Source organism: Photobacterium sp. GJ3 (assembly GCF_018199995.1).
Taxonomy (GTDB): Bacteria; Pseudomonadota; Gammaproteobacteria; order Enterobacterales; family Vibrionaceae; genus Photobacterium.
Genome location: NZ_CP073578.1, coordinates 2,546,342 through 2,571,034 on the forward strand (window position 1 = coordinate 2,546,342; position 24,693 = coordinate 2,571,034).

General features: G+C 50.5%; 20 protein-coding genes, 2 tRNA genes and 2 pseudogenes. 14 read left to right on the forward strand and 10 right to left on the reverse strand.

Features of this window, described 5'->3' with window-relative positions; all coding sequences use genetic code 11:
- The first annotated feature begins 4 nt into the window (after positions 1 to 4).
- The 3 genes from KDD30_RS11620 (at position 5) to KDD30_RS11630 (ending at position 2,729) form a co-directional block, all read left to right on the forward strand.
- The gene (locus KDD30_RS11620; protein ID WP_211646029.1) at positions 5 to 691 is read left to right on the forward strand and encodes an HAD family hydrolase; all 687 of its coding nucleotides are present in this window, start codon (positions 5 to 7) and stop codon (positions 689 to 691) included.
- 129 nt (positions 692 to 820) lie between these two features.
- Positions 821 to 2,017 (forward strand): MFS transporter, encoded by a 1,197-nt coding sequence (locus KDD30_RS11625; RefSeq protein ID WP_211646030.1) that lies wholly within the window; start codon positions 821 to 823, stop codon positions 2,015 to 2,017.
- 7 nt (positions 2,018 to 2,024) lie between these two features.
- Positions 2,025 to 2,729, forward strand: coding sequence for a PHP domain-containing protein (locus KDD30_RS11630; protein WP_211646031.1), 705 nt, complete (start codon positions 2,025 to 2,027; stop codon positions 2,727 to 2,729).
- Between the two features lie 78 nt (positions 2,730 to 2,807).
- On the opposite strand, the gene KDD30_RS11635 is transcribed toward KDD30_RS11630, so the two are convergent.
- Complete coding sequence (locus KDD30_RS11635; RefSeq protein WP_211646032.1) at positions 2,808 to 3,701, reverse strand: LysR family transcriptional regulator; 894 nt, start codon at positions 3,699 to 3,701, stop codon at positions 2,808 to 2,810.
- A gap of 170 nt (positions 3,702 to 3,871) precedes the next feature.
- Entirely contained in the window at positions 3,872 to 4,795 is a 924-nt protein-coding gene (locus KDD30_RS11640) for a LysR family transcriptional regulator (RefSeq protein ID WP_211646033.1), read from the reverse strand.
- A gap of 45 nt (positions 4,796 to 4,840) precedes the next feature.
- Between KDD30_RS11640 and KDD30_RS11645 the strand changes: the two genes are divergently transcribed.
- The 4 genes from KDD30_RS11645 (at position 4,841) to KDD30_RS11660 (ending at position 8,521) form a co-directional block, all read left to right on the forward strand.
- Positions 4,841 to 5,824 carry an aldo/keto reductase gene (locus tag KDD30_RS11645; protein ID WP_211646034.1) on the forward strand — a complete coding sequence of 328 codons (984 nt, stop codon included), beginning with the start codon at positions 4,841 to 4,843 and terminating at the stop codon, positions 5,822 to 5,824.
- 573 nt (positions 5,825 to 6,397) lie between these two features.
- On the forward strand, positions 6,398 to 7,159 hold the full coding sequence (locus KDD30_RS11650) for a sulfite exporter TauE/SafE family protein (RefSeq protein ID WP_211646035.1): 762 nt from the start codon (positions 6,398 to 6,400) through the stop codon (positions 7,157 to 7,159).
- A gap of 8 nt (positions 7,160 to 7,167) precedes the next feature.
- Positions 7,168 to 7,467 (forward strand): SelT/SelW/SelH family protein, encoded by a 300-nt coding sequence (locus KDD30_RS11655; RefSeq protein WP_249199134.1) that lies wholly within the window; start codon positions 7,168 to 7,170, stop codon positions 7,465 to 7,467.
- Between the two features lie 121 nt (positions 7,468 to 7,588).
- Positions 7,589 to 8,521, forward strand: coding sequence for a TIGR01777 family oxidoreductase (locus KDD30_RS11660; RefSeq protein WP_211646036.1), 933 nt, complete (start codon positions 7,589 to 7,591; stop codon positions 8,519 to 8,521).
- A 36-nt stretch (positions 8,522 to 8,557) separates the two neighbouring features.
- Here the strand turns inward: KDD30_RS11660 and KDD30_RS11665 are convergent, their stop codons facing one another.
- Both KDD30_RS11665 and KDD30_RS11670 read right to left on the reverse strand, forming a co-directional pair.
- Positions 8,558 to 11,035 (reverse strand): ABC transporter permease, encoded by a 2,478-nt coding sequence (locus KDD30_RS11665; protein WP_211646037.1) that lies wholly within the window; start codon positions 11,033 to 11,035, stop codon positions 8,558 to 8,560.
- A pseudogene (locus KDD30_RS11670) lies at positions 11,032 to 11,705 on the reverse strand (ABC transporter ATP-binding protein). Before KDD30_RS11670 ends, KDD30_RS11665 begins: the two are co-directional and overlap by 4 nt.
- On the opposite strand from KDD30_RS11670, the gene tesA reads away from it, so the two are divergent.
- From tesA to KDD30_RS11685, 3 genes are all read left to right on the forward strand, one after another.
- A complete protein-coding gene (gene tesA, locus KDD30_RS11675; RefSeq protein ID WP_211646038.1) occupies positions 11,704 to 12,303 on the forward strand; it encodes a multifunctional acyl-CoA thioesterase I/protease I/lysophospholipase L1 in 600 nt (199 codons plus the stop codon). The pseudogene KDD30_RS11670 and the gene tesA sit on opposite strands and share 2 nt — an antisense overlap.
- A gap of 42 nt (positions 12,304 to 12,345) precedes the next feature.
- A complete protein-coding gene (locus tag KDD30_RS11680) occupies positions 12,346 to 13,173 on the forward strand; it encodes an SDR family oxidoreductase (protein ID WP_211646039.1) in 828 nt (275 codons plus the stop codon).
- A 397-nt stretch (positions 13,174 to 13,570) separates the two neighbouring features.
- Entirely contained in the window at positions 13,571 to 14,425 is an 855-nt protein-coding gene (locus tag KDD30_RS11685) for a co-chaperone YbbN (RefSeq protein WP_211646040.1), read from the forward strand.
- Here the strand turns inward: KDD30_RS11685 and cueR are convergent.
- A complete protein-coding gene (gene cueR, locus KDD30_RS11690; RefSeq protein WP_211646041.1) occupies positions 14,419 to 14,868 on the reverse strand; it encodes a Cu(I)-responsive transcriptional regulator in 450 nt (149 codons plus the stop codon). The two genes, KDD30_RS11685 and cueR, sit on opposite strands and share 7 nt — an antisense overlap.
- A 167-nt stretch (positions 14,869 to 15,035) precedes the next feature.
- Here cueR and KDD30_RS11695 point away from each other — a divergent pair.
- Together KDD30_RS11695 and KDD30_RS11700 are read left to right on the forward strand one after the other, a co-directional pair.
- A pseudogene (locus KDD30_RS11695) lies at positions 15,036 to 17,746 on the forward strand (copper-translocating P-type ATPase).
- 183 nt (positions 17,747 to 17,929) lie between these two features.
- On the forward strand, positions 17,930 to 18,820 hold the full coding sequence (locus tag KDD30_RS11700) for a TraB/GumN family protein (protein WP_211646042.1): 891 nt from the start codon (positions 17,930 to 17,932) through the stop codon (positions 18,818 to 18,820).
- A gap of 1,038 nt (positions 18,821 to 19,858) precedes the next feature.
- Here the strand turns inward: KDD30_RS11700 and KDD30_RS11705 are convergent.
- Positions 19,859 to 19,935, reverse strand: a tRNA-Pro gene (locus tag KDD30_RS11705).
- Positions 19,936 to 20,322: 387 nt separating this feature from the next.
- Positions 20,323 to 20,399, reverse strand: a tRNA-Pro gene (locus KDD30_RS11710).
- Positions 20,400 to 20,873: 474 nt separating this feature from the next.
- Here KDD30_RS11710 and KDD30_RS11715 point away from each other — a divergent pair.
- Together KDD30_RS11715 and smrA are read left to right on the forward strand one after the other, a co-directional pair.
- Positions 20,874 to 21,017, forward strand: a complete 144-nt coding sequence (locus KDD30_RS11715; RefSeq protein WP_211646043.1) for a DUF3149 domain-containing protein — start codon at positions 20,874 to 20,876, stop codon at positions 21,015 to 21,017.
- A 120-nt stretch (positions 21,018 to 21,137) separates the two neighbouring features.
- Positions 21,138 to 21,719 carry a DNA endonuclease SmrA gene (gene smrA / locus KDD30_RS11720; protein WP_211646044.1) on the forward strand — a complete coding sequence of 194 codons (582 nt, stop codon included), beginning with the start codon at positions 21,138 to 21,140 and terminating at the stop codon, positions 21,717 to 21,719.
- Here smrA and KDD30_RS11725 read toward each other — a convergent pair.
- The 3 genes from KDD30_RS11725 to ushA all read right to left on the reverse strand — a co-directional run bounded on the left by KDD30_RS11725 (position 21,716) and on the right by ushA (position 24,673).
- Positions 21,716 to 22,345, reverse strand: coding sequence for a LysE family translocator (locus KDD30_RS11725; protein WP_211646045.1), 630 nt, complete (start codon positions 22,343 to 22,345; stop codon positions 21,716 to 21,718). The genes smrA and KDD30_RS11725 overlap by 4 nt on opposite strands.
- A 42-nt stretch (positions 22,346 to 22,387) precedes the next feature.
- Positions 22,388 to 22,861 carry a Cys-tRNA(Pro) deacylase gene (gene ybaK / locus KDD30_RS11730; protein ID WP_211646046.1) on the reverse strand — a complete coding sequence of 158 codons (474 nt, stop codon included), beginning with the start codon at positions 22,859 to 22,861 and terminating at the stop codon, positions 22,388 to 22,390.
- 144 nt (positions 22,862 to 23,005) lie between these two features.
- Positions 23,006 to 24,673, reverse strand: coding sequence for a bifunctional UDP-sugar hydrolase/5'-nucleotidase UshA (ushA, locus tag KDD30_RS11735; protein ID WP_211646047.1), 1,668 nt, complete (start codon positions 24,671 to 24,673; stop codon positions 23,006 to 23,008).
- Positions 24,674 to 24,693: the final 20 nt, after the last annotated feature.

The window sequence follows — 24,693 nt, forward strand, 5'->3', positions numbered from 1 at the left end:
AATAATGAAAGAGTTCAAAAAAATTCGCTTGATTGCACTCGATGTTGATGGGGTTTTATTGAATGATACCTATAGTCCAGCAATTCGATCTTTTGTGGAGTCGCATGGTGGTGTTTATACTGCTGAACTAGAGCGACAGGTTTGGGGGTCACCACATATTGCAGGCGGTCACAATATGGCACTAGCGTGTAAACTTCCCTGGTCTGCCCAAAAAACTATCGAAGCATTTTTTTCTCATCATGCGGAATATATAAAAAGCAATCCAATTCAAGTACTTCCCGGTGTAGAAGATTTTCTGAAAATGCTCAGTCAATATAATGTCAAAGTAACATCATACGGTGGAAGAACTAAAGAGTATATTTTTGATAACTACATGTCACACCTGAGACAATATTTCGACCACGACAAACCTTATATTGACACAAACTCTATTCGTCCAGGTGTGGACGAGATCACACGTGAGATCTTTGACTATAATTATGACGAAGTTCTGTTTATCGATGATATTAACCGAATGGCTGAAGTTGCAAAATACTTTAACACCGGATTTATTGGCACACCGGTGACTGAATTTCAGGTTAATCAAATGAAAGAAACTGGCACAAAATACATTGTTAATTCAATTTCAGAAATCACTGAAGACATGCTTCATGAAATTGATACTCATCTGGAAAAAAACACCACCTGGTAATACTTTATAAAATCAATCATGCCCATTTGTAAATTTATATGGGCATGCATTTCCATTCGAGCATTAGTATCGGTATTATCCTTTCAATTCACATAAAAGATATTATCTTATTCAAAGAGAGAGCGTATTATGTCGAAGGAACAAGTTTATAGCATTAATTATTCTGAAGACCGAATCCCAATCTTTAGCCTGTTAATTTTATCCACAGCACTATTCATTTCAATACTGACGGAAGCTCTTCCAGCTGGATTTTTATTAAGTATCCGAAATGAATTTTCTGTTTCCGAATCTGATGTTGGCCTTTGGGTGACTTTATATGCTATAGGATCACTCTTATCAGCAATTCCCTTGACGTTATTAACTCAACACTGGTCAAGAAAGAAATTACTGTTAGTAACTCTTTTAGGCTTTACTGTAAGCAATGGATTAACGTCTATTACTGAAAGTTTTGAAATCACTTTGATCGCTCGTTTAATTGCAGGGATTTTCGCTGGTCTATTGTGGGCTCTAGCGGCAGGTTATGCCAGTAGAATGGTAGCACCTGAACATCAGGGCAGAGCGATAACTATCGTAATGTTTGGTGTGCCAATTGCTTTATCTTTAGGTGTTCCAGCCGGAACCTTCCTAGGTAATATATATGGCTGGCGATTTACATTCCAATTAATTACTGTCATTTCACTGGCATTGGTTCTGATTGGATATTTTCTGCTTCCAGAAAAGGCCGGGACTAAACAAAGTAAATCATTTTCTGTCAACAAGGTTCTGGCATTACCCGGTATGAAGGCAGTGTTAGCTGTAAACTTTATGTTTGCCCTGGGACATAACATTCTGTACACATTTATTGCTCCATACTTGGATATGTCAGGCAATATCGGACAAGTTGAACCCTTCCTGCTACTCTTTGGCGTTATGGCTGTGGTTAGTATTTTTCTTGTTGGCTTGTTTATTGATAAACATCTCCGATTACTGGTGCTAATCAGCTTATTTCTGTTTACGGTCTCAAGCCTCATCTTATCCATTTTTTACATGAGCATCTATTCTGTGATGACAGGTGCACTTCTTTGGGGGCTCGCTTTTGGTGGTGGTGCAACACTATTTCAAACAGCATCCGCAAAAACATCAGGCGACGCTGCTGATGTTGCTCAGTCTTTAATGGTGACTGTATGGAATCTGGCGATTGCCGGAGGTGGCTTCTTTGGTGGTGTGATTCTGGAATCGTATTCAGCTTCAGCTTTACCTATCGCACTCACCGGTTTGCTGCTTGCATCTTTGGTGATTGTACTAAAGTCGAGACATCATGGTTTTACTCAAACAGAAATGGACTAAGTCTGGTATGAAAATCTACATTGATTTACATGCGCATACCCTAGCAAGTGATCACGCATACAGCACTGTTCATGAATATATTCAGGTCGCACAAAGTAAACAGCTGGAGATGATCGCCATCACCGACCATGGACCATCCCTACTGGATTCTCCACACGAATGGCATTTTTATAACATGAAATCCATCCCTCGTCGTCTAGATGGCATACGAATCCTGAAAGGAATTGAAGCGAACATTCAGCCAGATGGCACTATTGACTGTAATCCATCGATGGTGAAAGCATTAGACTTTGTCATGGCAGGATTTCATCCGCCGATTTATCCACCATCAGAGGATAAAGACAAAAATACCGATGTCTTACTCAAGGTTATTCAAAGCAATGAAGTGAGTATTATCACGCATCCAGGGAACCCACAATACCCGATTCATCATGAGATCATTGCTCAGGCAGCAAAAGAAAATCATGTCGCATTAGAAATTAATAATGCCTCAGATAATGCTAGACCTGGTAGTCATGATAATTGCAAAAGTATAATTGAAGCGGTGAAAAAAGTAGGAGGTTTAATTTCAATCGGATCAGATGCACATTACTGTAGTCAAATTGGCGAATTCAGCAATGCAATATCTTTATTAAATCATGCTGATTTCCCACATGAGCAAGTCGTCAATCATTCGTTAGAATTCACATTGGATTTTTTTAACATCCAATGAGAATCACCTCATTGGAAATATCCCATATCATCAGACTGGTGTTTTAAATCACCAGTCTGATCAAATCCGACCTTAGAATCAAAAACTAAATACTTCTTCATTACTCTGAATAATTTTCATGGAATGTCGAATAAAGTCTTGTCGAATCATACTATCTTTGTCATCATTCCATGAAAGCCCGAGTTTCCATTCACTATTCATACCCTGCAACTTGTTCTCTGACAAATCGATATTTAAAAAAGAGGTCAAACTATTCGGTAATATTGTAATACCTACCTGTGATTTTACTAAAGCCAGCACACTATAGATATTAGATACCTCCTGAACAACAAAGTTCTTTAAGTTACACTTATCTAAATAGTCGTTAATTGTTCGATTTAACTCAGAGTTATTACTTTCATTCAAAATAAAAAAAGAATGCTGTGAGGCAATTTCACTAAAACTCTGATTGACTGTATCAATATTTTTATGTGAAACAAGGCTGAGATGATCCGTACCTATGGGAGTAAAAAGTAAATTTTTATTATTTGGCGTTCTCATAAATCCGACATCAATACCACCTGCAAGCAGAAGTTCTTCTTGCTTATGAGAACTATGCTCTTCTATTTTCAGGTTCACATTTGGATAAAGGGAGCTAAAACTACTGATTATATCGGGAATGATATTTAGAAAGGAAGAAGTATAGGATATATTCAGATTACCTCTTTTACCAGCTCTTATTTTTCTGACAACACAAAGAAAATGACTCATTTGATGATCAAGCAATCGAGCATGCTGATATATCAAGTTCCCTTCTTCTGTTAAATGAGCCCCTTGATTATCCCTAAAAAAAAGTTTAACTTCTAACTCATCTTCAAGTTGTTTTATATGTTTAGTCAGCGTAGGTTGCGTAATAAATAATTTATTTGAAGCTTCATTATAGGTTTCACTTTCAGCCAATACTAAGAATGACTTCAGTCGACGGTTATCCATAATTCCTCTTTTCACTTGCAAGCTGTTTTTTCGTTATTTTGTTATTTATATATCAAATTGCTATATACTTTTAAATGGATAAAGCAATAACCACAATTTAACTTTGACAAAAACCAACGTAATTACTTGTCAAATATTTTTCAATAATATAATTTTACTCACTCATCAAATTACTCTCCTCTTTCAAAAATTGATTGGTTCTTATTGATAACATCCACTAAGAAATCTGCAACGGTTCTGACACGGCGAGAGTGAGCAAGATCTGCCTGAATAACTAAATAAATTGGCTGTTCGATTCCCATATCAGAACGAATACAAGAAAGTCCAGCCTTTTGAGCAATAAAGTGAGGTAAAACTGCTAGCCCTAAACCAGCCTGAGTCGCAGCAATCATCGAAGCAAGTGATGTTACTGTTAAGCTAGGTAAACGCCCTCTTAATTGCTTTTCAACCCATTCACCACCAGGCAAATGGCGATACTGCTCATCCCACATCACAAATTTTGTTTCCAGGTTTATTTCAGCATTTGTCTTATTTTTTCCATCATATAATCCAAACTCTAATCGACCTATCTGACGAAACGTAACGTGCCCCTGTGTAGGTCGAACCATACGAATCGCTAAGTCAGCATCATGACGGTGTAAGTTTGCCAATTGGGTATCAGTGACTAACTCAATCGCTAATTCTGGAAATTTAGACTGGAATTCAGGTAAAGCGGGCAAAATAATTTCATTCGCTAGATTCTCAGTTGTTGCCAGCCTAACTTTGCCAGAAATTTCAGTGCTTTTATTGAACCCGGAAGAAAGTAATGAAAAAACAGCTTGTTCAATAGTCTCTGCTTTTTCAACCAGACCACGCCCTTCTTCTGTCAGCTGATAGCCAGACTGTAACCGGATAAACAATGGTGCGCCTAAAGCATTTTCCAGCCGTTCTACTCTTCTGGATAACGTGGCAATCCCAACTTGGAGTAACTCCGCTGCCGCAGTCAGGGTGCCGAGCCTCGCAACAGCAAGGAATGCTCTCGTATCATCCCATATAAACGCTTTCGATTTTCCATCGATGAAAAATGGGTTCTGATTTTTATCTAAATATTTCATCTTTAGCGTATGGCATCCTTAACTATCGCTTAAGGAGGATTAATTATGAAATCTAAAATGCTTGGTAATACTTTAGAAGTGTCTTCTCTTGGTTTGGGATGCATGGGAATGAGTGAGTTTTATGGACCAAGAGATGATTCAGAATCATTAAAAGTATTAAGCAAATCGGTTGATCTCGGTATCAACTTTTTTGACACTGCTGATATGTATGGACCGCACCATAATGAAGAACTATTAGGTATCTTCCTAAAATCCACAAATACAAATGTTAAAATTGCAACAAAATTTGGCATTGTTCGTAAGCCGGGTGAGTATAATAGGAAATTAAACAACAGTGCAAGTTATGCCCAACAATCTTGTGAAAACTCACTGAAGCGGTTAGGCGTTGAACAGATTGATCTTTACTATGTTCATCGAATCAATCCCTCCCAACCGATAGAAGAAACAATCGAAGGCCTCGTCAAACTGAAAGAACAAGGAAAAATTGCACACATCGGTCTGTGCGAAGTGAGTGCTGAAACCCTACGAAGAGCCCATGCAGTTCATCCAATTACTGCTGTTCAGACGGAATACTCCTTATGGTCCAGAGAAGTTGAAAAGGATGTATTACCAACATGCCGTGAGCTTGGTATTGGTTTCGTTCCTTATTCACCGTTAGGCCGAGGCTTTCTGTCCGGACTATTTCAGACCCAGGCAGAACTGGCAAGCGGTGATGCCAGAATGAATTTACCCCGCTTCACATCAGATGCATTAAAAGCAAACCTCCCTATCGCACAGGCCGTCTCTGAGATGGCCAAAGTGAAAGGATGCACACCTGCCCAAATTTGCTTATCATGGTTGCTATCCAAAGGGGATGATATTGTGCCAATTCCCGGTACGAAGAGAGTGAGCTTCCTTGAAGAAAACGTTCAGTCCGTTGACATGAAATTAACTGATTATGAACAAACAGTTCTGGAAACAGCAGTTGAAAGATTTAAGGTCGTCGGTGACCGATACACACAAGAAGGAATGAAAGGCGTCAATGTATGACTCAGTAAAATCTTCTTACTTCGCCGCTGTATCATCAGCGGCTTTATCATCCTTACTTTATTTTCTCAAACACCTTCTGTCTTCCCCATCAGCACCGATGATCATGACACAAACAGTAAAGAACAGAACATCAAAGAATGGATTACTGACTTGTATGGCTGTTACCTTGACTTAAACACTGAATGAAGGCTGAATATCAATGATTCTGACCTGCTGAATATAACTACACTTTTTATGTAGTGTTCTCGAGAAAGCTGGCATCGAGGAATTGCATCAGTTGCTTCTTTAAAGAGATAATCATCGTCTATTTATGGTTGGCTCTGGTTGGTCGTTGGGCGACGATACGCAAATGATAAATGAAGCCTATTCTCTATCTAAAAAATGTGTCAGGAGTATAATTCTTGTCTATGTAACCCCTTTTAAAACCTGTAACCCGCTTAAACATCGGAACAAAACATCTTGCTCTCTGCAAGATTGTCTTTGGACTAAGATGCGTGAGAAGAGCTTAGATTTTCATCTTGAAATTATGTACTTCTCCGCTGTCATTTTTCCTATGGAATACATATTCTCAACATGGATGAACTCAATTCACTCGGGCTTTTCATCGGTTCCCTGCTTGCCAATACGCTGGCGTCATTGTCTGGCGGTGGTGCCGGACTGATTCAGTTTCCCCTGATCATTTTTCTGGGCCTGCCCTTTTCTGTGGCGCTGGCCACCCATAAAATTGCCAGTGTCGCGCTGGGACTGGGTGCAGCCATGAAGCATATCCGGACCGGCAAACTCAACTGGCCGATGACAATTTATGTCATCGCTGCCGGAACGCTTGGGGTTGTACTTGGTGCCAATGCCATTCTCTATGTCCCAGGCCGACTCGCAGAAGCAGCGCTGGGGCTGCTCATTCTGGGGCTTGGGCTGTATTCCCTGTATCAACCGAATCTGGGACAGGCGGAAACGCCCCGTCGGCGCGATACCACAGGTCTGCTTCTGGGCAGTCTTGGTCTGGCGGCGATTGGCATCGTCAATGGCTCTCTGACGGCGGGCAGCGGCTTGTTCGTCACACTATTTCTGATCCGCTGGTTTGGCTATGACTATAAACAAGCGGTCGCGCTGACCATGATCAGCGTCGGCCTGTTCTGGAATGGGACGGGAGCCATCGCCATGTATGCTGCCGGCGCGGAGATTTACTGGCCCTGGCTGCCCGTTCTGATCGCCGGGTCACTGCTTGGCGGCTATCTGGGCGCACATCTGTCGGTCCGACAGAGTAACAAACTGATCAAACGCTGTTTTGAAGTACTCACGTTCCTGATTGGGGCAAAACTATTATCTGGTCTTTGAGGTCATTTATGTCTGACAACATGCAAAACACGGCGCCTAAAGCCGTCATTGATATTTACTACTGCCGCCAGTGTAACTGGATGCTCCGGGCCAGTTGGATGTGTCAGGAACTGTTGCACACCTTCAGTGAAGATCTAAAAGCCGTCAGCCTGCATCCGGACACCGGCGGTCGCTTTGAAATCTTCTGTAACGGCACCCGGATCTGGGAACGGAAAGCCGATGGCGGTTTCCCCGATGCCAAGCAGCTCAAACAGCGGATCCGCGATATTCTGGATCCGGCTCGCGATCTGGGTCATGTCGATCGCTGAGGGGCAAAAACGCGACAGACTTCAATCCCTGCACCCCACTGAAAAGCAGTAGGGTTGTCTTTCCTTGGTTATAATTTATACAAAACAAGGATAAACCGACAATGACAACAGGAGAACGGCGATGAATATTCTGATCACAGGCGGCACCGGCTTTATCGGCAAAGCATTACTTCCGCATCTGAATCATGATCAGGTGACTGTTCTGAGCCGAAATCCCAACCGGGCCTATCAGCGCCTGGGACACCACATCAAAGTCCTCACCACACTCGATTCTCTGGACAATCTTGACGAGTTTGAAGTCGTCATTAATCTGGCCGGGGAGCCCATTGCAGACAAACGCTGGACAGACAAACAAAAAGATGAAATCTGCCGCAGTCGCTGGCAGCTGACCCGGCAACTGGTCGATAAGCTCAAAGCAGGTGCTGAACCACCGCATACTCTCCTCAGCGGTTCAGCCGTTGGCTATTACGGGGATCAGCAGCACACCGCTTTTGATGAGTCGCTGGAAGTTCAGGGCAACAAAAACAGCGACTTCGCCCACACAGTCTGTCGGAAGTGGGAAGAAGCGGCACTGGCTGCTCAGTCAGAACACACCCGCGTCTGCCTGCTCAGAACCGGTATTGTGCTCGGAAAAGGGGGCGGAGCTCTGTCGAAGCTGTTGCCGGTCTATAGAATGGGGCTCGGCGGCCCGATTGGTAGTGGCGAGCAATATTTCCCCTGGATTCACCTGCAGGACATGGTGAAAGGGATTCTTTTCCTGATGCGGCAGACTGATGCCAGAGGGCCTTATAACCTCACGGCTCCGAACCCGGTCACCCATAAAGAATTCAGCCAGACCCTAGCGAAAGTACTGCATCGGCCGCATATTTTAAGCACCCCGGAATGGTTGCTTCGGATTGGCATGGGCGAAGCGGCGCAGATGCTGCTCGACAGCCAGCGTGCACTCCCCGCTCGACTGGAAGCCCATGGCTTTCATTTTTGTTATCCAGAGCTGGAGCGCGCGCTGAAAAACACCCTGACTGAACAGGAAAGCCGGGTCACTCGCGTGGAATAACCCAGCCTTCGGTGCAGAACCATTGTGTTGCAGCCGTTATTTCCCCAGCGGGCGCAACAGTTGCTTCATCATGGAGCTGATAATCAGCAGGATCAGCAGTACAGACAACACCGGCAAGACCAGCCAGAGGCCCGGATGCAACGATACTGGCAGTTCAAATCCCCATTTGATCAGCGCGGCGACCAGCGCCTCGGCACCCACCACAGCAATCCCACCCGCCAGCACCGCCATCAGGCCATATTCACTCCAGATCGTTGAGCGGATGCGGCGACGGCTGGCACCGAGTGTGCGGTAAAGTTTGATTTCCTGCTGGCGCTGCGACAGGCTCAGACGAAGCAGCGTCAGAACCAGCAACAGCCCGCTGCATACCCCCAGCAAAGCCAGTACCGACAACGACAGAGACACTTGCTGCAAAATGGCCTGGATCCGGGTCGCCATAGTTCTCAGATCCAGCAGGGTGACTGTCGGATAGTCCCGGCCCAGCTGATTCACAATCTCACTCTGATCGGCAGCCACCCGGAAGCTGACCAGCCAGGTCGCCGGTAAATCCGCCATCACATCCGGCGTAAAAATGAAGTAAAAGTTCGGCCGCATGTTACGCCATTCAACCTCACGCAAGCTGGTTACCGTGGCGGTAAACGGCTGGCTGTTCACGTTGAATCCCAAGGTGTCACCAATCTTGATCCCGAGCCGCTGCGCGACCTCAGACTCGACAGAGACGCCGCCGGGTGTGTTCCGCCACTCACCTGCGACCAGCGTATTGTGGACCGGCAGCGTGTCGCGCCAGGTGAAATTCAGTTCACGGCGCAGCGATTCGTCGCCTTCCTGCTGATCATCCCCCGCCGCATCAGACGCCTGACCTTCCGCTCTCGGATTCACGCCGTTAATCGTCACCAGACGCCCCCGCACAATCGGATAACTGTCGGAGCGGATCAGGCCAGAGTCATCCAGCGCATCCACATACGGCTGCTGTTGCGTCGGACTGATATTGAGCGCGAACACATTCGGGGCATCCGGCGGAAGCGTCTGTTGCCAGTCTTGCAGCAAATCCGTGCGCAGCAACCAGATCACCGCCAGCAACATAAGAGAGCTGGTCAGTGCCGCCAGTTGCGCGCCGGTTGCCAGCGGGCTGCGTCCGATCCGGCTCAGTGCCAGCGTCATCGCCGGTCCCCAGTTGCGGCGACGCAGGCCCCTGACGATCAGTAACCCGAGTCCGGCCAGCACCACCAGTAATCCGGCCAGCCCCGCCAGTGTCAGCCACATCAGCGGATTGTCACCCACCCAGAGCAGCAAGGCGGCAACCGGCACCAAAATCAGCAAATAGCGGACGTTGGACGTTGCACCCATGGCCTGCTTCTGCATCACGGCCAGCGCGGGAGCGTCCAGCAGCCGCCATAGCGCGATGCCGATGCCCGGCACCGACACCAGAACCGCAACCAGCAAGCTGGCCAGCCAGGGCATGGCACCGGTATCTGGCAAAGGTTGTGGCAAAACATCGGTGAGCGGTAAACGAAGCAACCATTCCAGCAGCATGCCAAGGCTGAATCCGGCCACTGCTGCCATCGTAAATAGCAGGCCAAGCTGACGTGCCAGCCAGCGCCAGAGAAACCCTTTCCGGGCACCGAGACTTTTCATCATAGCCACGGTTTCGGTCCGGCTGGCGGTGTAATGCATGCAGGTCAGGACCAGCGTTGCGGTGGCCATCAAGATCACCAGAATCAGCGTCAGGGACAGATACTGCTGCACCCGTTCGATCATATCGCCGGTTCGCCCCTGTGAGGTTTCACTGATCCAGCGCTGATCCGGCGTCAGGGACACCTGCGCCTGCAACTGTTTCAGTTGGGCTTCATCGCCGTTAAAATAAGCCCGGTAACGCACCCGACTGCCCGGCTGAATCGCTTCGGTCGCCGCCAGATCAGACTGATGGATCAATACACCCGGCATCTGACTGAAGGGGTTAAAGGATAATTCAGGTTCAGAAACAATGGTCCCCGCCACGGTCAGTTCCGCATTCCCGATCGCAACCGGATCACCTGGTTTTACCGCCAGCAGCGCAAACAACCGCTCCGATAACCACAATTCACCGGGCTTTACTTCATGCTGCGTTTGCTGTGAGCTTTTCAGCACGAGTTCACCACGCAGCGGAAATGCACTCGATACCGCCTTCACACTGACGAGTTGCATCGCCTGATCACTGAACGCCATGGTGCCAAACCGGGTTTGCTCTGTGGTGGTCATCCCCAGTGCTCTGGCAGAATCCAGGACAGAATCCGGTACCGGATTGGCTGAACGCAGCACCAAATCCGCTGCAATCATGCTGCGTCCCTGATCAATCATGATTTTCTCAACCCGCACCACCAGCGATGCCAGCGCAAAGACACAGGCAATAATCAGCGTCAGGGCGACGGCTACCGGCCAGAGTTGTCCCTGCCATAACTCACGCCAGCTCCATTTCAGCAGCAGGGAGTGACCTTTCGGCTTCGCCGGGGTTTGGCTTTCACTCATCTCGGTCATGCCGCCTCCACACGTCCGCCATGAATCCGGATGACCCGATCGCAGCGCCCGGCCAACTGAGTATCGTGCGTGACCAGCACCAGTGTGGTGCCATGATCCCGGTTCAGCGCAAACAGTAAGTCAATGATGGTCGCGGCTGTGTGCTGATCCAGATTGCCGGTCGGTTCATCCGCAAACAGCACCTGAGGCGCTGTCATAAAGGCACGCGCGAGCGCAACACGCTGCTGTTCACCCCCGAGAGCTGGGCTGGCAAATGCGTTTCTCGCCCCTCAAGCCCGACCTGTCGTAAGAGTTCAGCGGCCCGGTCCGTATCGCCCGATTCTCCTTTGATGATGGCCGGTAGCGTGACGTTCTCCAACGCTGTCAGAGAAGGGATCAACAGGAAGCTCTGGAAGACAAAGCCGACAGCTTCACTGCGCAGCGCCGCTCTGGATTCGTCATCCATGGAAGCGAGCGACTGCCCCAGCAGTTCAATGTCTCCGTGACTCGGAATATCCAATCCGGCCAGCAGAGTCATCAGGGTTGATTTCCCGGCACCGGAAACGCCCACTAAAGCAATACTTTCCCCCTGCTCGACCTCAAGCGAAACATCCTGCAGAATGGTCAGAGTCGTGGTGGCTGTGGTCACCTGTTTGGAAACTGATTGCGCTTTTATCACGGATATAGACATGATGCGGATCCTTGCACTGTTATTACTTGTTATGACCCCGGTCAGCAGTTTTGCTGCGACCCTGATGGTCTTTGGAGACAGCCTGAGCGCTGGCTATCAGATGCGGGCCGAGCAAAGCTGGCCACGTCTGATGGAACCGATGCTGAATGGCGACGGATTGAAATTAAAAGTGGTCAACGCCAGTATTTCCGGCGATACCACAGGAAATGGACTGGCCCGTCTGCCTAAGTTACTGAAACAACATTCGCCAGATTACGTCATTATTGAACTGGGTGCGAATGATGGCTTGCGGGGTTTCCCACCAGCGACGGTGGAGAAAAACCTCACCGCAATCATTGACCTTATTTATAATAGCGGTGCTGAACCCATGCTGATGCAAATCCGCATCCCGCCCAATTACGGCAAACGCTATACCAGCCAGTTTGAAGCCATCTATCCGAAACTCAGTGCTTCCTTCGAATTGCCCCTGCTGCCATTCTTTCTGGAAGAAGTGATTTTACGGGATGAATGGATGATGTCAGATGGCCTTCACCCGACTGCCGAGGCGCAGCCTTGGATTGCACAATTCATGACAGAAGCCATCACACCTTTTTTGTAACCAGATTTTACAATCTCTGATTTTCCCGAGTAAGGACACAAGATGAAGCCTGCGATTCTCATTACCGGATGCAGCAGCGGTATTGGCTACCATTGCGCACACGCCCTCCATCAGGCGGGCTATCAGGTGGTGGCCAGCTGCCGCCAGCAAGCAGATGTCGACCGACTCCGACAGGAAGGACTGGCATGCGTCCGGCTGGATCTGGCCGATACCGCATCCATCGAACAGGGGCTCGCAAACACATTAGCCATCACAGACAATAGACTGGATGTGCTGTTTAACAACGGGGCTTATGGTCAGCCGGGAGCACTGGAAGATTTACCAACCGATGCACTACGCGAGCAGTTTGAAACCAATCTGTTTGGCTGGCATACCCTGACCCGTGCGGTCATCCCCGTGATGCTGCAACAAGGCCATGGCAAAATTGTCCAGAACAGCTCCGTACTGGGGTTAGTGGCTATGAAATATCGCGGGGCATACAACGCCAGCAAGTTTGCGCTGGAAGGATACACCGATACCCTGCGCCTCGAACTGGCCGACAGCCCGATTCAGATCAGTCTGATCGAGCCGGGCCCCATTGAAAGCCAGTTCCGGGCCAATGCCAAACGTCAGTTCGAAGCTCAGATTGACATGAACGCCTCGCGCCATCAGCAAAGCTATCAGAAAACACTCGACCGGCTGGGGAAGCCGTCACCATCCAACAAATTCACCCTGACACCTGAAGCCGTACTGAAACCCTTGCTGGAGATCCTTGAAAAAGACAAGCCAGCACCGCGCTATTACGTGACCCAGCCAACGTATATTTTTGGGTTCTTACGCCGAATCCTCCCCGTGCTATGGCTGGACAAAATTCTCGCAAAAAGCGATTAAATCTCAAACAATACGTTGAAAACTTGAGATTGATCCCACTTCACTGAAATCTGGGATCGCTTCCTACATTTTATTGCGCGATGTCATGAATGTGTCATCTGGGAATTCTACGCTTGTTCCCAAGTTGGTGCTTTCCTGCGCACGGGGGGGCCAGCGATCTCTATTCAAACCATTTTTCGGGGGAATCGGCATGACATTACGTCAGGTCAATGCGGTCTGTCTCTGTGTTGCTGTTGCTCTGCTTTTAACCTTCCACTTCTAGCGGAGAGCCAGGCTCTCCGTTTTTTTCAATGATCCCGGCGCTAACCCGCGTAATTCACCCTTTTCCCTTGATTTTCCTGCCAACAAGCCCAACATCTTGAACATCACTTTGTAAACGATCACGGAAACACCCGGTATGAATGACAAAACAGCGATTGAACTGAACGAATCCAATCTGCATCAGGTGATTGAGCAGTCAATGCAACAGTTGGTGGTGATCAGCTTTTGGGCGCCGTCAATGCCAGAAACAGCTGAAGTCAACACTGTGCTGGAACGTCTGGCCGCCCAGCGTCCCGGTCAGTTTGTGCTGGCAACCCTGAACTGTGAAACCCAGCAAATGGTCGCCGCTCAGTTTGGTGTCCGGAGCCTGCCGACGGTCGCCGTCTTCAGTAACGGACAGCCGGTTGACGGTGCTGCAGGACCACAAACGGAAGACAGCCTGCGCCAGATGCTGAACAAACATCTGCCCAGCGAAGAAGAAATGAAGCTTGATCAGGCCATTCAATTGGTCAGCCAGCAGGCTTACAACGAAGCCCTGCCTGTGCTGCGTGAACTGGCTGGCAGCCTGCCTGGCAACAGTCAGGTATTACTGGCGATGGCTGAATGTCTGCTGGAAACCGCACAGTTCGATGAAGCGGAAACCCTGCTGTCGCAGATCCCATTGCAGGATCAGGATGGTTACTACAAGAGCCTCATCGCGAAACTGGAATTACATCGTCAGGCCAGCGACTCCCCGGAAATTCGTCAGCTGGAAGAAAAACTGGCGGCAGATCCGGGCAATGGCCAACTGGCCTACGAACTGGCGATTCAGTACAGCCAGGTCAGCCGTCAGCAGGAAGCGCTGGACATTCTGATTGGCCTGCTGCGCAACGATCTGAACTTCGCCGATGGCAATGCCAAGAAAACCATGATGGATATTCTGGCCGCGCTGGGTCAGGGGAACGCGATCGCGGCTCAGTACCGTCGCCAGCTCTATTCTCTGCTTTACTGATCCAGACGTCCCTGCTGGCAGCAATCCTGCAGGGACGAAACTTCATCCGGTGCGTTGTCTTGCGTCAGCGCATCGATAATCGGACAGCCCGGCTGCTGATTCCCCGGACACTGACTGATCAAGCTCTGTAAACTTTGTTTCATCGCCAGCAGTTCCTGAATCTGATGATCAATCTCAGAGAGCTTCTGTTCCGCTTTGGCTTTCACATCCGCACTTTTTCGTTCCGGATCCCGGGATAAACTCAACAGCTCACGGCTTTCTTCAAGACTGAACCCTACCAGGCGGGAACGTTTGATCATTAGCAGCTCATTCACCTGCTTCTGACTGTATCGGCGGTAACCATTCTCGCCCCGCATCGGTTCACTGATCATCCCTTTGCTCTCATAAAAACGGATGGTCTTATTGGTCAGACCGGTCTGTTTTGAAACGTCACTGATGTTCATGTTCCCCCCCACTGAAAAAAGATGTATATGCGCCTTGACCTTCCATTAACTGGAAGCTTTATGCTTCAGCTTACATGAGATGACTGGTATAAAGGAAGCCCATGACAGTTTCAACACATTCCCCGACGCGCATTGAGATGACGCTGCCGCTCGGCAAAGTCCGTTGTATGAATTGCGCAGGTAAAATTACTCAGGCACTTCAGGCCCTTGAGGGTGTGGAGCAAGTCGATGTGAATACGCAGACAGCCCATATTACTGGCCCGGTTGCGCTCACAGAGGTGATCAGCACCATTGAGAAGCTCGGCTACGAAGCCGGCTATCATCACGACCTGCCGCTGGCTGGTTTATCCTGCGGCAAATGTGTCGCCAAGTTGACCAAAGCCCTGACAGAAGATAGCCGGATTGCCCGCGCAGAAGTCAGTAAAACACGAGCTCAGGTCGTCGGCGCCATCCCCCAAGATGAACTCATCGCTTTCATTCAGGCGACAGGGTATCAGGTGCCGGAAGTATCTGAAGAAGGCATCGCTTCTGAAGCAGCGCCTGACAATACCGTTGTTAGCGACACCTCTGCCCCGGCAGGCGTTACGCAACCGAAACCGGCGAACGCCCATGCTGCAAGCGATGCCGACAGCCGCTACTTCCTGATCTCCGGGATGACCTGTGCGAGCTGTGTCTCCTCCGTCGAGAAGGCAATCCGGCAAGTCGATGGCGTGACCCGTGTCAACGTGAACCTTGCGGAACGAACCGCGCTGGTTCAGGGCGAGATTGATCCGGAAACCGTTTCACAGGCCGTTTCAGATGCCGGATACGGCGCCGAACTCAGTGAAGATGAAGCCACCCGCAGAGAGCGTCAGCAGGCGCAGAATCAAGCCACTTACCGCCAACACCTGACCAATGCCACCCTCGGGCTGGCGCTGGGTGTACCTTTGATGGCCTGGGGCGTGTTCGGCGGCAGTATGATGATTGAATCAGCTACCAGCCAGTGGGCCTGGGGGGGATTGGTCTGCTGACGCTGGCATTGCTGGTTTACAGCGGCGGTCACTATTTCAAAGATGCCTGGAAAGCGTTCCGTCATCACAGAGCCAGCATGGATACTCTGGTGGCGCTGGGAACCGGTGCCGCCTGGTTCTACTCCATGTTCGTGGTGCTCAAGCCCGACTGGTTTCCGGCACAGGCGCGGCATGTGTATTTTGAAGCTTCAGCCATGATTCTGGGTCTGATTACGCTCGGTCACGCACTGGAAGCCAAAGCGCGGGGACGGACCTCAAGAGCGCTGGAAAAACTGATCGATCTTCAGCCGCAGACGGCCATTCTGGTTGACGCCTCCGGCGAACGCGAGGTGCCGCTGTCAGAAATCCAGCCCGGCATGCAGCTCAGATTACGCCCCGGCGCCAAAGTGCCGGTAGACGGCCTGATCGAAAGCGGCGAAAGCTATCTGGATGAATCCATGCTGACCGGTGAACCCGTGCCTGCCCATAAGAAACCGGGCGATAAATTACATGCCGGCACCATGAACCAGAGCGGCAGCCTGCTGTTTCGGGCTGAAGAAGTCGGGAATCAAACCCTGCTGGCCCGGATCATTGGCCTGGTTCGTCAGGCACAGAGCAGTAAGCCGGCACTGGCGAAAATGGCCGATACCATTTCAGCAATTTTTGTCCCGACCGTCATGATCATCGCGATCATCACGGCCACCCTCTGGTATTACCTGGGTCCGGATCCGGTCGCCATTTATATGCTGATCACCGCGACCACAGTGCTGATTATTGCCTGTCCCTGTGCGTTAGGCCTCGCAACGCCCATGTCCGTCACTGTCGGGCTGGGGCGGGCTGCTGAACACGGAATTCTGATCCGCCATGCCGATGCCATGCAGCTGGCTGCCAAAATCGACACTGTGGTGCTGGACAAAACAGGCACACTGACCGAAGGAAAACCGGTACTGACACACAGCCATTATTATGGCGAACACACTGAGGCAAAGGTGCTGACGCTGGCAGCCAGTCTTGAGCAGGGGGCCGAACACCCGCTTGCGAAAGCCATTGTGCAAGCCGCCAGAGACAAAGCACTGCAATTGCAATCCGCCGGAAACTTCGATGCAAAAGCCGGGTATGGCGTCATCGGTCAGGTCGGTACCGATCAGATTCTGCTGGGGAACCGAGCCCTGATGGTAAAATCAGGCGTGGAAACCGATGCCCACGAGGCCGATGCACACGCGCTGGCAGACGAAGGCGCCACGGCCATCTTCGTGGCCGTCAACGGACAGCTTGCCGCGATCCTCGGGATCAGTGATCCGCTGCGTCAGGATTCCAAAGCCGCGGTGGCACGTCTGAAAGACAAAGGGATTGACGTTATCATGCTCACGGGGGATACCGAGCGTACCGCGAAAGCCATCGCGCGTCAGGCTGGCATTGACCGTGTGATTGCCGGTGTGCTGCCAGACGGCAAATCAGAGCAGGTCGCTAGCCTGCAGCAATCCGGCAAGCATGTCGCCATGGTCGGTGACGGGATTAACGATGCACCGGCACTGGCACAGGCAGAGATCGGGATTGCCATGGGCAGCGGCAGTGATGTCGCAATCGAAAGCGCCCAACTGACGTTAGTTCGCCATTCACTGCACGGTGTGGCGGATGCACTGGAACTGTCTTCAGCCACGCTGCGCAACATGAAACAGAACCTGTTCGGTGCGTTTATCTACAACACTCTGGGTATTCCGCTGGCGGCCGGGATCCTGTTCCCGTTTACCGGCAGTTTACTCAGCCCGGTGATTGCGGGCGCGGCAATGGCGCTGTCCTCCATTACCGTCGTCAGTAACGCAAACCGGCTCCGGTTGTTCCGCCCCGGCAGTGCGACCACACAAACCCATTCAGCAAAGGAGGCCTGACATGATGGCATTACTTGCAGCCCTCGCCATTGGCTTGATTGTCTGGTGGTTCTGGCTCCATCCGGATAAATAAGCAAACTTGCGGCTGAAAGCTGATTTTCAGCCGCCTTTTCTCCTGTCAAAACTTGCCTGTCATCGCCGTTTTCCATACGCTGTCTGCACACCGGATCCAATGGACTGCATATGTTCAGATCGCTTCTTACCAAAGCCAGCCTGTTGCTGACTTTTTTCAGCACAGCAACCTCAGCAGAGCCGCAGGTCTGGCTGGCAAAAGACCCGCAACGTCAATTCGTCATGATGGGTTCCATCCATGTCGGCAATCATCAGCTTTACCCGCTGCCAACCGCATTCACCCGATACTGGCCGGATGCCGATGGCTTGATTCTGGAAGCCAATATTCAAAAGCACTTTGAAATGCCTGCGATCCCTGAAGCCCATTTCACCCGAAAGCTGCTGCCGCCGGACGATTTACGAAAGCTCAAAGATCTGGCTGCTGAATATCAACTGTCCACCTATCACTTACTGGAAGGTCCCCCCTGGCTGACCGCCATGCAACTGCAAATGGCGCAGTCGCTGAAATTGGGACTGACCCCGGATCAGGGCATTGACCAAACTCTCTTTTATCAGGCCCAGAAAGAGTCGCTTCCCATTTACGAACTGGAAGGTATTGCGGAACAATTCCGGATTCTGAACAGTTTGCCGGATCACGGGTTGGATCTGCTTCAGGTGACACTTCGGGAATGGCACTTGCTGGAAGAAGAGCTGCAATGCCTGCTCACCGCTTGGCAGACTGGGAATAACGCCGTTCTGACCGAGCTCAGTCAGGACATTGCCCTGTCTGACGACACTGAACAGCGACTGCTGATCCGTCGTAATCAGAACTGGGCCACGCAGTTAGCCCATGGATCACAATATCAGAAAGGGACATTTTTGGTCGTGGTGGGTGCGTACCACATGATAGGTGAATATGGATTACCGGCATTACTGAAAAAGCAGGGCTTCACCGTTGAGCAAATCAACACCGCGCAACCGGTCTCCTGCCAATCCGGCCTTGCTTCACAACCCCCACCCTAGCCGAGCCTCCCCTTGCCAAGGGGAGGGAAAAGTCACTGCGCGCATCAAACACGATCAGTTCCTCCCCCTTTTCAAGGGGGAGGTTAGGAGGGGGTTATCAGGCACCAACGCCAAAGCCAAATCTGTGCTCGCTTCGCGAACCCCACCCTAGCCCTCCCCTTGCCAAGGGGAGGGAAAAGTCACTGCGCGCAGCAAACACTATCAGTTCCTCCCCCTTTTCAAGGGGGAGGTTAGGAGGGGGGTTATCAGGCACCAGCGCCAAAGCCAAATCTGTGCTCGCTTCGCGAACCCCACCCTAGCCCTCCCCTTGCCAAGGGGAGGGAAAAGTCAGTGCTCACAGCAAACGCGATCAGTTCCTCCCCCTTTTCAAGGGGGAGGTTAGGAGGGGGTTATCAGGCACAAGTGCCAAAGCCGAATCCGTGCTCGCTTCACGAACCCCACCCTAGCCCTCCCCTTGCCAAGGGGAGGGAAAGTCAGTGCGCACAGCTAACGCGATCAGTTCCTCCCCCTTTTCAAGGGGGAGGTTAGGAGGGGTTATCAGGCACAAGTGCCAAAGCCGAATCCGTGCTCGCTTCACGAACCCCACCCTAGCCTTCCCCTTGCCAAGGGGAGGGAAAAGTCACTGCGCACAGCTAACGCGATCAGTTCCTCCCCTTTTCAAGGGGGAGGTTAGGAGGGGGTTATCAGGCACCAGCGCCAAAGCCGAATCCGTGCTCGCTTCACGAACCCCACCCTAGCCCTCCCCTTGCCAAGGGGAGGGAAAGTCAGTGCGCACAGCTAACGCGATCAGTTCCTCCCCCTTTTCAAGGGGAGGTTAGGAGGGGGTTATCAGGCACCAGCGCCAAAGCCGAATCCGTGCTCGCTTCACGAACCCCACCCTAGCCCTCCCCTTGCCAAGGGGAGGGAAAGTCAGTGCGCACAGCTAACGCGATCAGTTCCTCCCCCTTTTCAAGGGGGAGGTTAGGAGGGGGTTATCAGGCACAAGTGCCGAATCCTGCACATACAAAAAACCCGCTCAATGAGCGGGCTTTCTGAAAGTGGTCGGTGAAGAGGGATTCGAACCCCCGACCCTCTGGTCCCAAACCAGATGCGCTACCAAACTGCGCTATTCACCGATAATTCTGTTTTCGCCTTGAGACTGGTTCCAGAGGGGTCCTCTGGTCCGCTATTCCCAAGAGCCGGAGATGCGCGACCAAACTGCGCTATTCACCGATAATTCTGTTTTCAGCTTGAGACTGGTTCCAGAGGGGTCCTCTGGTCCGCTATTCCCAAGAGCCGGAGATGCGCGACCAAACTGCGCTATTCACCGATAATTCTGTTTTCGCTTTGAGACTGGTTCCAGAGGGGTCCTCTGGTCCACTATTCCCAAGAGCCGGAGATGCGCGACCAAACTGCGCTATTCACCGATAATTTGTTCAGACTGATGACAGCCTTAAAAACGAGACTTGTTACTATTGAAGTATAAGCCGACTTAACAGGCTAACCCAAGTCACGTTTGAAAGTGGTCGGTGAAGAGGGATTCGAACCCCCGACCCTCTGGTCCCAAACCAGATGCGCTACCAAACTGCGCTATTCACCGATAATTCTGTTTTCGCTTTGAGATTAGTTCCAGAGGGATTCCTCTGGTCCGCTATTCTCAAAATCCGGAGATGCGCTACCAAACTGCGCTATTCACCGATAATTCTGTTTTCACTTTGAGATTAGTTCCAGAGGGATTCCTCTGGTCCGCTATTCTCAAAATCCGGAGATGCGCTACCAAACTGCGCTATTCACCGATAATTCTGTTTTCGTTTTACCGATAATCATCAAAAAGCTGATTGCCCTTCGAGGTGGCCTATAATACTGCCAAATTTAACGAACGCAAGGGGATGGAAAAAAAATTTCCGCCCAAGCCTATCACTTGATTATGAAATCAACATTTCAGCCATTTTTTGTAGATGAATCACCAAATATGCATTCAAACGACCAATCGATAACGGACTTGATCCAGATCATCCAGCCGCTGTCCATGCTGATTTAAGCTTGGTTTTAGTTTCCTGACGGAGGATATCACATGGAATTTTGGCTAGATCTGCTCTTCGGTAACCCAGTCGGTTTGTCATCAATGATCGTGATTTTCGGCGCGTTGGGACTGATGATTTTTTATGGCGGCTATTTCGTCTATAAAGCAATGAAAGCTGATGCAAATCAGCAGTAATGTTCCCGTTATCTCCAACTTTGATTGAATCCTGCGGAAACTGACAGGCCCCAGGATTCTTTTTTTTCCCCGCCAGCCACGTATAATCGCTTTAAATTCCGCAGTAGAAAATACAGCACCATGTCTGATCAAGATGAACTGGATCTGTTCCGTGAAATGATGGCTGATGTCGCGCCTCTGGAACAGGACAAAGTGACCCTGGAAAAAAAGCATCACGTCTCTGAAGCTCAGCTTGCCCGTCAGGTCGCCGCGCAAAGTCTGGCAGACAGCGATCCGGAATATCTGTCGCTGGATTATGCCAACAGGGTCAAACCGGATGATATGCTGGATTTCAAACGCGACGGAGTTCAGGATGGCGTGATCCGCAAGCTGAGACTGGGAAAATACGACATTCAGGCCCGGCTTGATTTACACCGCAAAACCCTGAAAGAAGCCAGAGACGAGGTACTCAGTTTCCTGAAACAGTGTCAGCGAATGGATATTCGCACCGTGCTGATTGTGCACGGCAAAGGCGAACGTTCCAATCCACCTGCCCTGATGAAAAGCTATGTCGCGACCTGGCTGATACAAATCAGTGATGTGATGGGCTACCACTCTGCACTACGACAGCATGGCGGCAATGGTGCGCTTTATGTGATGCTGAAAAAAAGCCCGGAGAGAAAGCTGGAAAACAGAGAGCGACACCAGAAACGCCAGAGCTAAAACGCAGGCAATGATGCCTGCCAGATCACCCGCAACGCCAACGCCAGCAGCACGATGCCCGATAAACGGTCAATCAACTGTGCACGGTTTCGCAGCGCTTCCAGCACCGCAGGGCGCGATAATACCAGTGCAATCAGGGTGTACCACAGGCCATCAACCAGCAAAGGGGTGGCAACGATGATCGCGCGATCACTCAACTCACTGCCCACAGCCACAAACTGACTGAACAAAGCCAGAAAAAACAGGGCCAGCTTCGGATTCAGGATGGAAATCATCAGGCCATCCCGCGCGGCTTCTTTCAGACTGGCAGACTGACCCGCCGCCAGCTTCGCCGCGACGCCACCCTTGGAGCGCAATGCGTTCCAACCCAGATAGGCCAGATAAGCCGCGCCTGCGTACGTAATCACTTGAAATAACACCGGCGATTGCCTGAGTACGACAGCCAGTCCCAGCAAAGTGACCAGCGCATACACCCCGACTCCCAGCGCGTGCGCCCAGGACGTCGCTATCCCATGTAAACGGCCACCGGCCAGACTGTGTTTAGCCACCACAGCCAGGCTTGGTCCCGGAGACATGGCCCCCAGCATGCATATCATCAGCAACGATAGCCAGATCGATAAAGTCATCCGTGTCTCCTGTCAGGCAAGGGATGAAAAAATGAAACCGCTTCAGCGGGCCAGCGGGGCGAGTTCGCCGCCAGTCAGTTGCAACAGGTCGCCTGGTGCCAGCTCAATTTCAAGGCCGCGACGTCCGGCACTGACACAGATGGTGTCAAACTGCCCGGCCGAGTCATCCAGAAAGGTCGGCAGGCGTTTTTTCTGCCCCAGGGGACTGATCCCGCCGACAATGTAGCCCGTGGTTTTTTCCGCGATGGCCGGATCCGCCATGTCTGCTTTTTTGGCACCCGCTGCTTTTGCGGCAGCTTTGAGATCCAGCATGCCAGCGACAGGGACGATTGCCACCGCCAGCTGTTTCGGATCCCCATTACAGGCAAACAGCAGGGTTTTAAAGACTTTCGCCGGATCCTGTCCCAGCACTTCGGCCGCTTCCATGCCAAAGTTACTGTTATTGGGATCGTGCTGATACTGATGGACTTGATGAGCAATTTTATGTTTTTTAGCCAGATTAATTGCAGGTGTCATCCTTTCCTCCGACAGATTCATCGGCATCACTATATACCCAAGCGGCCTCACGGCGCCAGAATGAGCAGGAAATCGCTCGCGTCGCACCCATAAAAAAGCCCACCCGTCGACCGGATGAGCTTTCCCATTCAGGATGATACGCGATCAGCGGTAAACCACTTCACCTTTGGGTTCAAAAGCCTGAACATTGATTGGACGATTCGCCTCCAGATAATCTTTCAGCACTTCCGCATCCACAAAGCCTGTATTGACGTAACCGGCATGATTGGTCAGTTTCGGATAGCCATCCCCACCCGCTGCATTAAAGCTTGGTACGGTGAAACGGTATACCTGACTTGGGTTCAGCGCTTTGCCGCCAATTTTCACATGGTGAACCTGGCCGTCCTGAACTTCCATCGTCAGACCATAAAACTGCGCGTAAGCACCGGAATCCACCGGTTTGGTTGCCACTACATTCAGATAATCCAGCACTTCAGCACCGGTCATATCGGTATAAGTGACCATGTTGCCAAACGGCTGAACTTTCAGCACATCTTTATAGGTAATCGCACCCCCCGGAATCGAATCGCGCACACCACCGGAATTCATGACAGCAAAATCAGCTTTGGCACGCTGCATGTGTGATGCGGCAATCAAACGCCCCAGATTGGTTTGCTGGAACCGGACCACGTTACGATCCCCTTCCAGCTTGCCGTTCGACTCAGAAATCTGAATGTTGAGTTTTGCCTGGCCACGCTCCTGATAAGGGGTCAGGAACGCTTTAACGTCTTCATTCTGAGGGATTTCCTGCGCCACAAAGACTTTCTGAGAAGAGCCATCGGCCAGCTTAATCTTCTTCTTCAGATTCACCGGAATCAGGTTGTAGCTCACCAGATTCAGTTCACCATTTTTAAACTCGAAATCCGCACGACCGACGTACTTGCCCCATTCATAGGCCTGAACAATCCAGGTGCCGTTTTGCTGATCCGGCTGACATTCATCACCCGGTGCAAAGTTCGGCTTTGCCAGATTCTGGCCTTCCATGCACACCGGTTCCTGTGAGTGACCACCTACAATCAGATCCAGATCGCCTTCTTTCAGGAATCGGGCCAGAGCAACATCGCCCGGCGCATTCACGCCATGTTTGCCATTGGCGTAATGACCCATATGGGTTGTCGCAATAATCACATCCGGTTTTTCGTTCGCTTTCAGTTCAGCGATCACCTTTTGCGCTTCCGTTTTCGGATCGCGGAACTCGATGCTGCCGATGTACTCGGGGTTACCGATCTTGGCGGTATCTTCAGTTGTCAGACCAATAACGGCAATCTTGATCCCTTGCTGTTCAAAAATCTGGTACGGCTGAAACAGGCGTTCGCCTGTTGCCTTGTCATAAATATTGGCAGACAGCATCGGGAAGTTCGCCCAGCCTTGTTGCTTGCGCAGAACCTCAATTGGATTGTCGAACTCATGGTTACCCACCGCCATGGCATCGTAACCCAGCAGGTTCATGCCTTTGAAATCCGGTTCCGCATTTTGCAGGTCGGACTCAGGCACACCGGTATTGATATCCCCGCCGGATAACAGCAGGCTGGTGCCACCTTGCGCGGTTACATCAGTGCGAAGCTGATCAAGCAGCGTCTTGCGCGCCGCCATTCCATACTCGCCATCGCGGTTTGTCCAGAAGCGGCCATGGTGATCATTGGTATGCAGAATTGTAAATTGATAAGTTTGGTCTTGCTGCCAGCCGACAGCCTGCTCCTGACTTGCACACCCCGTCAGTGCCATGAACAGACCTGCAGCTAATGTTGTGCGGGTAAACAGTTTTTTTGTCATTTGTCTTCACCTTACGCAGT

Excerpts from the sequence above, each read along its gene's own strand:
- KDD30_RS11620 (WP_211646029.1), top strand. The coding sequence starts at position 5 with ATGAAAGAGTTCAAAAAAATTCGCTTGATTGCACTCGATGTTGATGGG.
- KDD30_RS11660 (WP_211646036.1), top strand. The coding sequence starts at position 7,589 with ATGAATATTCTGATCACAGGCGGCACCGGCTTTATCGGCAAAGCATTA.
- KDD30_RS11715 (WP_211646043.1), top strand. The coding sequence starts at position 20,874 with ATGGAATTTTGGCTAGATCTGCTCTTCGGTAACCCAGTCGGTTTGTCA.
- KDD30_RS11655 (WP_249199134.1), top strand. The coding sequence starts at position 7,168 with ATGTCTGACAACATGCAAAACACGGCGCCTAAAGCCGTCATTGATATT.
- ybaK (WP_211646046.1), bottom strand. The coding sequence starts at position 22,861 with ATGACACCTGCAATTAATCTGGCTAAAAAACATAAAATTGCTCATCAA.
- KDD30_RS11640 (WP_211646033.1), bottom strand. The coding sequence starts at position 4,795 with ATGAAATATTTAGATAAAAATCAGAACCCATTTTTCATCGATGGAAAA.
- smrA (WP_211646044.1), top strand. The coding sequence starts at position 21,138 with ATGTCTGATCAAGATGAACTGGATCTGTTCCGTGAAATGATGGCTGAT.
- KDD30_RS11645 (WP_211646034.1), top strand. The coding sequence starts at position 4,841 with ATGAAATCTAAAATGCTTGGTAATACTTTAGAAGTGTCTTCTCTTGGT.
- ushA (WP_211646047.1), bottom strand. The coding sequence starts at position 24,673 with ATGACAAAAAAACTGTTTACCCGCACAACATTAGCTGCAGGTCTGTTC.
- KDD30_RS11700 (WP_211646042.1), top strand. The coding sequence starts at position 17,930 with ATGTTCAGATCGCTTCTTACCAAAGCCAGCCTGTTGCTGACTTTTTTC.
- KDD30_RS11680 (WP_211646039.1), top strand. The coding sequence starts at position 12,346 with ATGAAGCCTGCGATTCTCATTACCGGATGCAGCAGCGGTATTGGCTAC.
- KDD30_RS11685 (WP_211646040.1), top strand. The coding sequence starts at position 13,571 with ATGAATGACAAAACAGCGATTGAACTGAACGAATCCAATCTGCATCAG.
- KDD30_RS11625 (WP_211646030.1), top strand. The coding sequence starts at position 821 with ATGTCGAAGGAACAAGTTTATAGCATTAATTATTCTGAAGACCGAATC.
- KDD30_RS11650 (WP_211646035.1), top strand. The coding sequence starts at position 6,398 with ATGGATGAACTCAATTCACTCGGGCTTTTCATCGGTTCCCTGCTTGCC.
- KDD30_RS11665 (WP_211646037.1), bottom strand. The coding sequence starts at position 11,035 with ATGACCGAGATGAGTGAAAGCCAAACCCCGGCGAAGCCGAAAGGTCAC.
- cueR (WP_211646041.1), bottom strand. The coding sequence starts at position 14,868 with ATGAACATCAGTGACGTTTCAAAACAGACCGGTCTGACCAATAAGACC.
- KDD30_RS11635 (WP_211646032.1), bottom strand. The coding sequence starts at position 3,701 with ATGGATAACCGTCGACTGAAGTCATTCTTAGTATTGGCTGAAAGTGAA.
- tesA (WP_211646038.1), top strand. The coding sequence starts at position 11,704 with ATGATGCGGATCCTTGCACTGTTATTACTTGTTATGACCCCGGTCAGC.
- KDD30_RS11725 (WP_211646045.1), bottom strand. The coding sequence starts at position 22,345 with ATGACTTTATCGATCTGGCTATCGTTGCTGATGATATGCATGCTGGGG.
- KDD30_RS11630 (WP_211646031.1), top strand. The coding sequence starts at position 2,025 with ATGAAAATCTACATTGATTTACATGCGCATACCCTAGCAAGTGATCAC.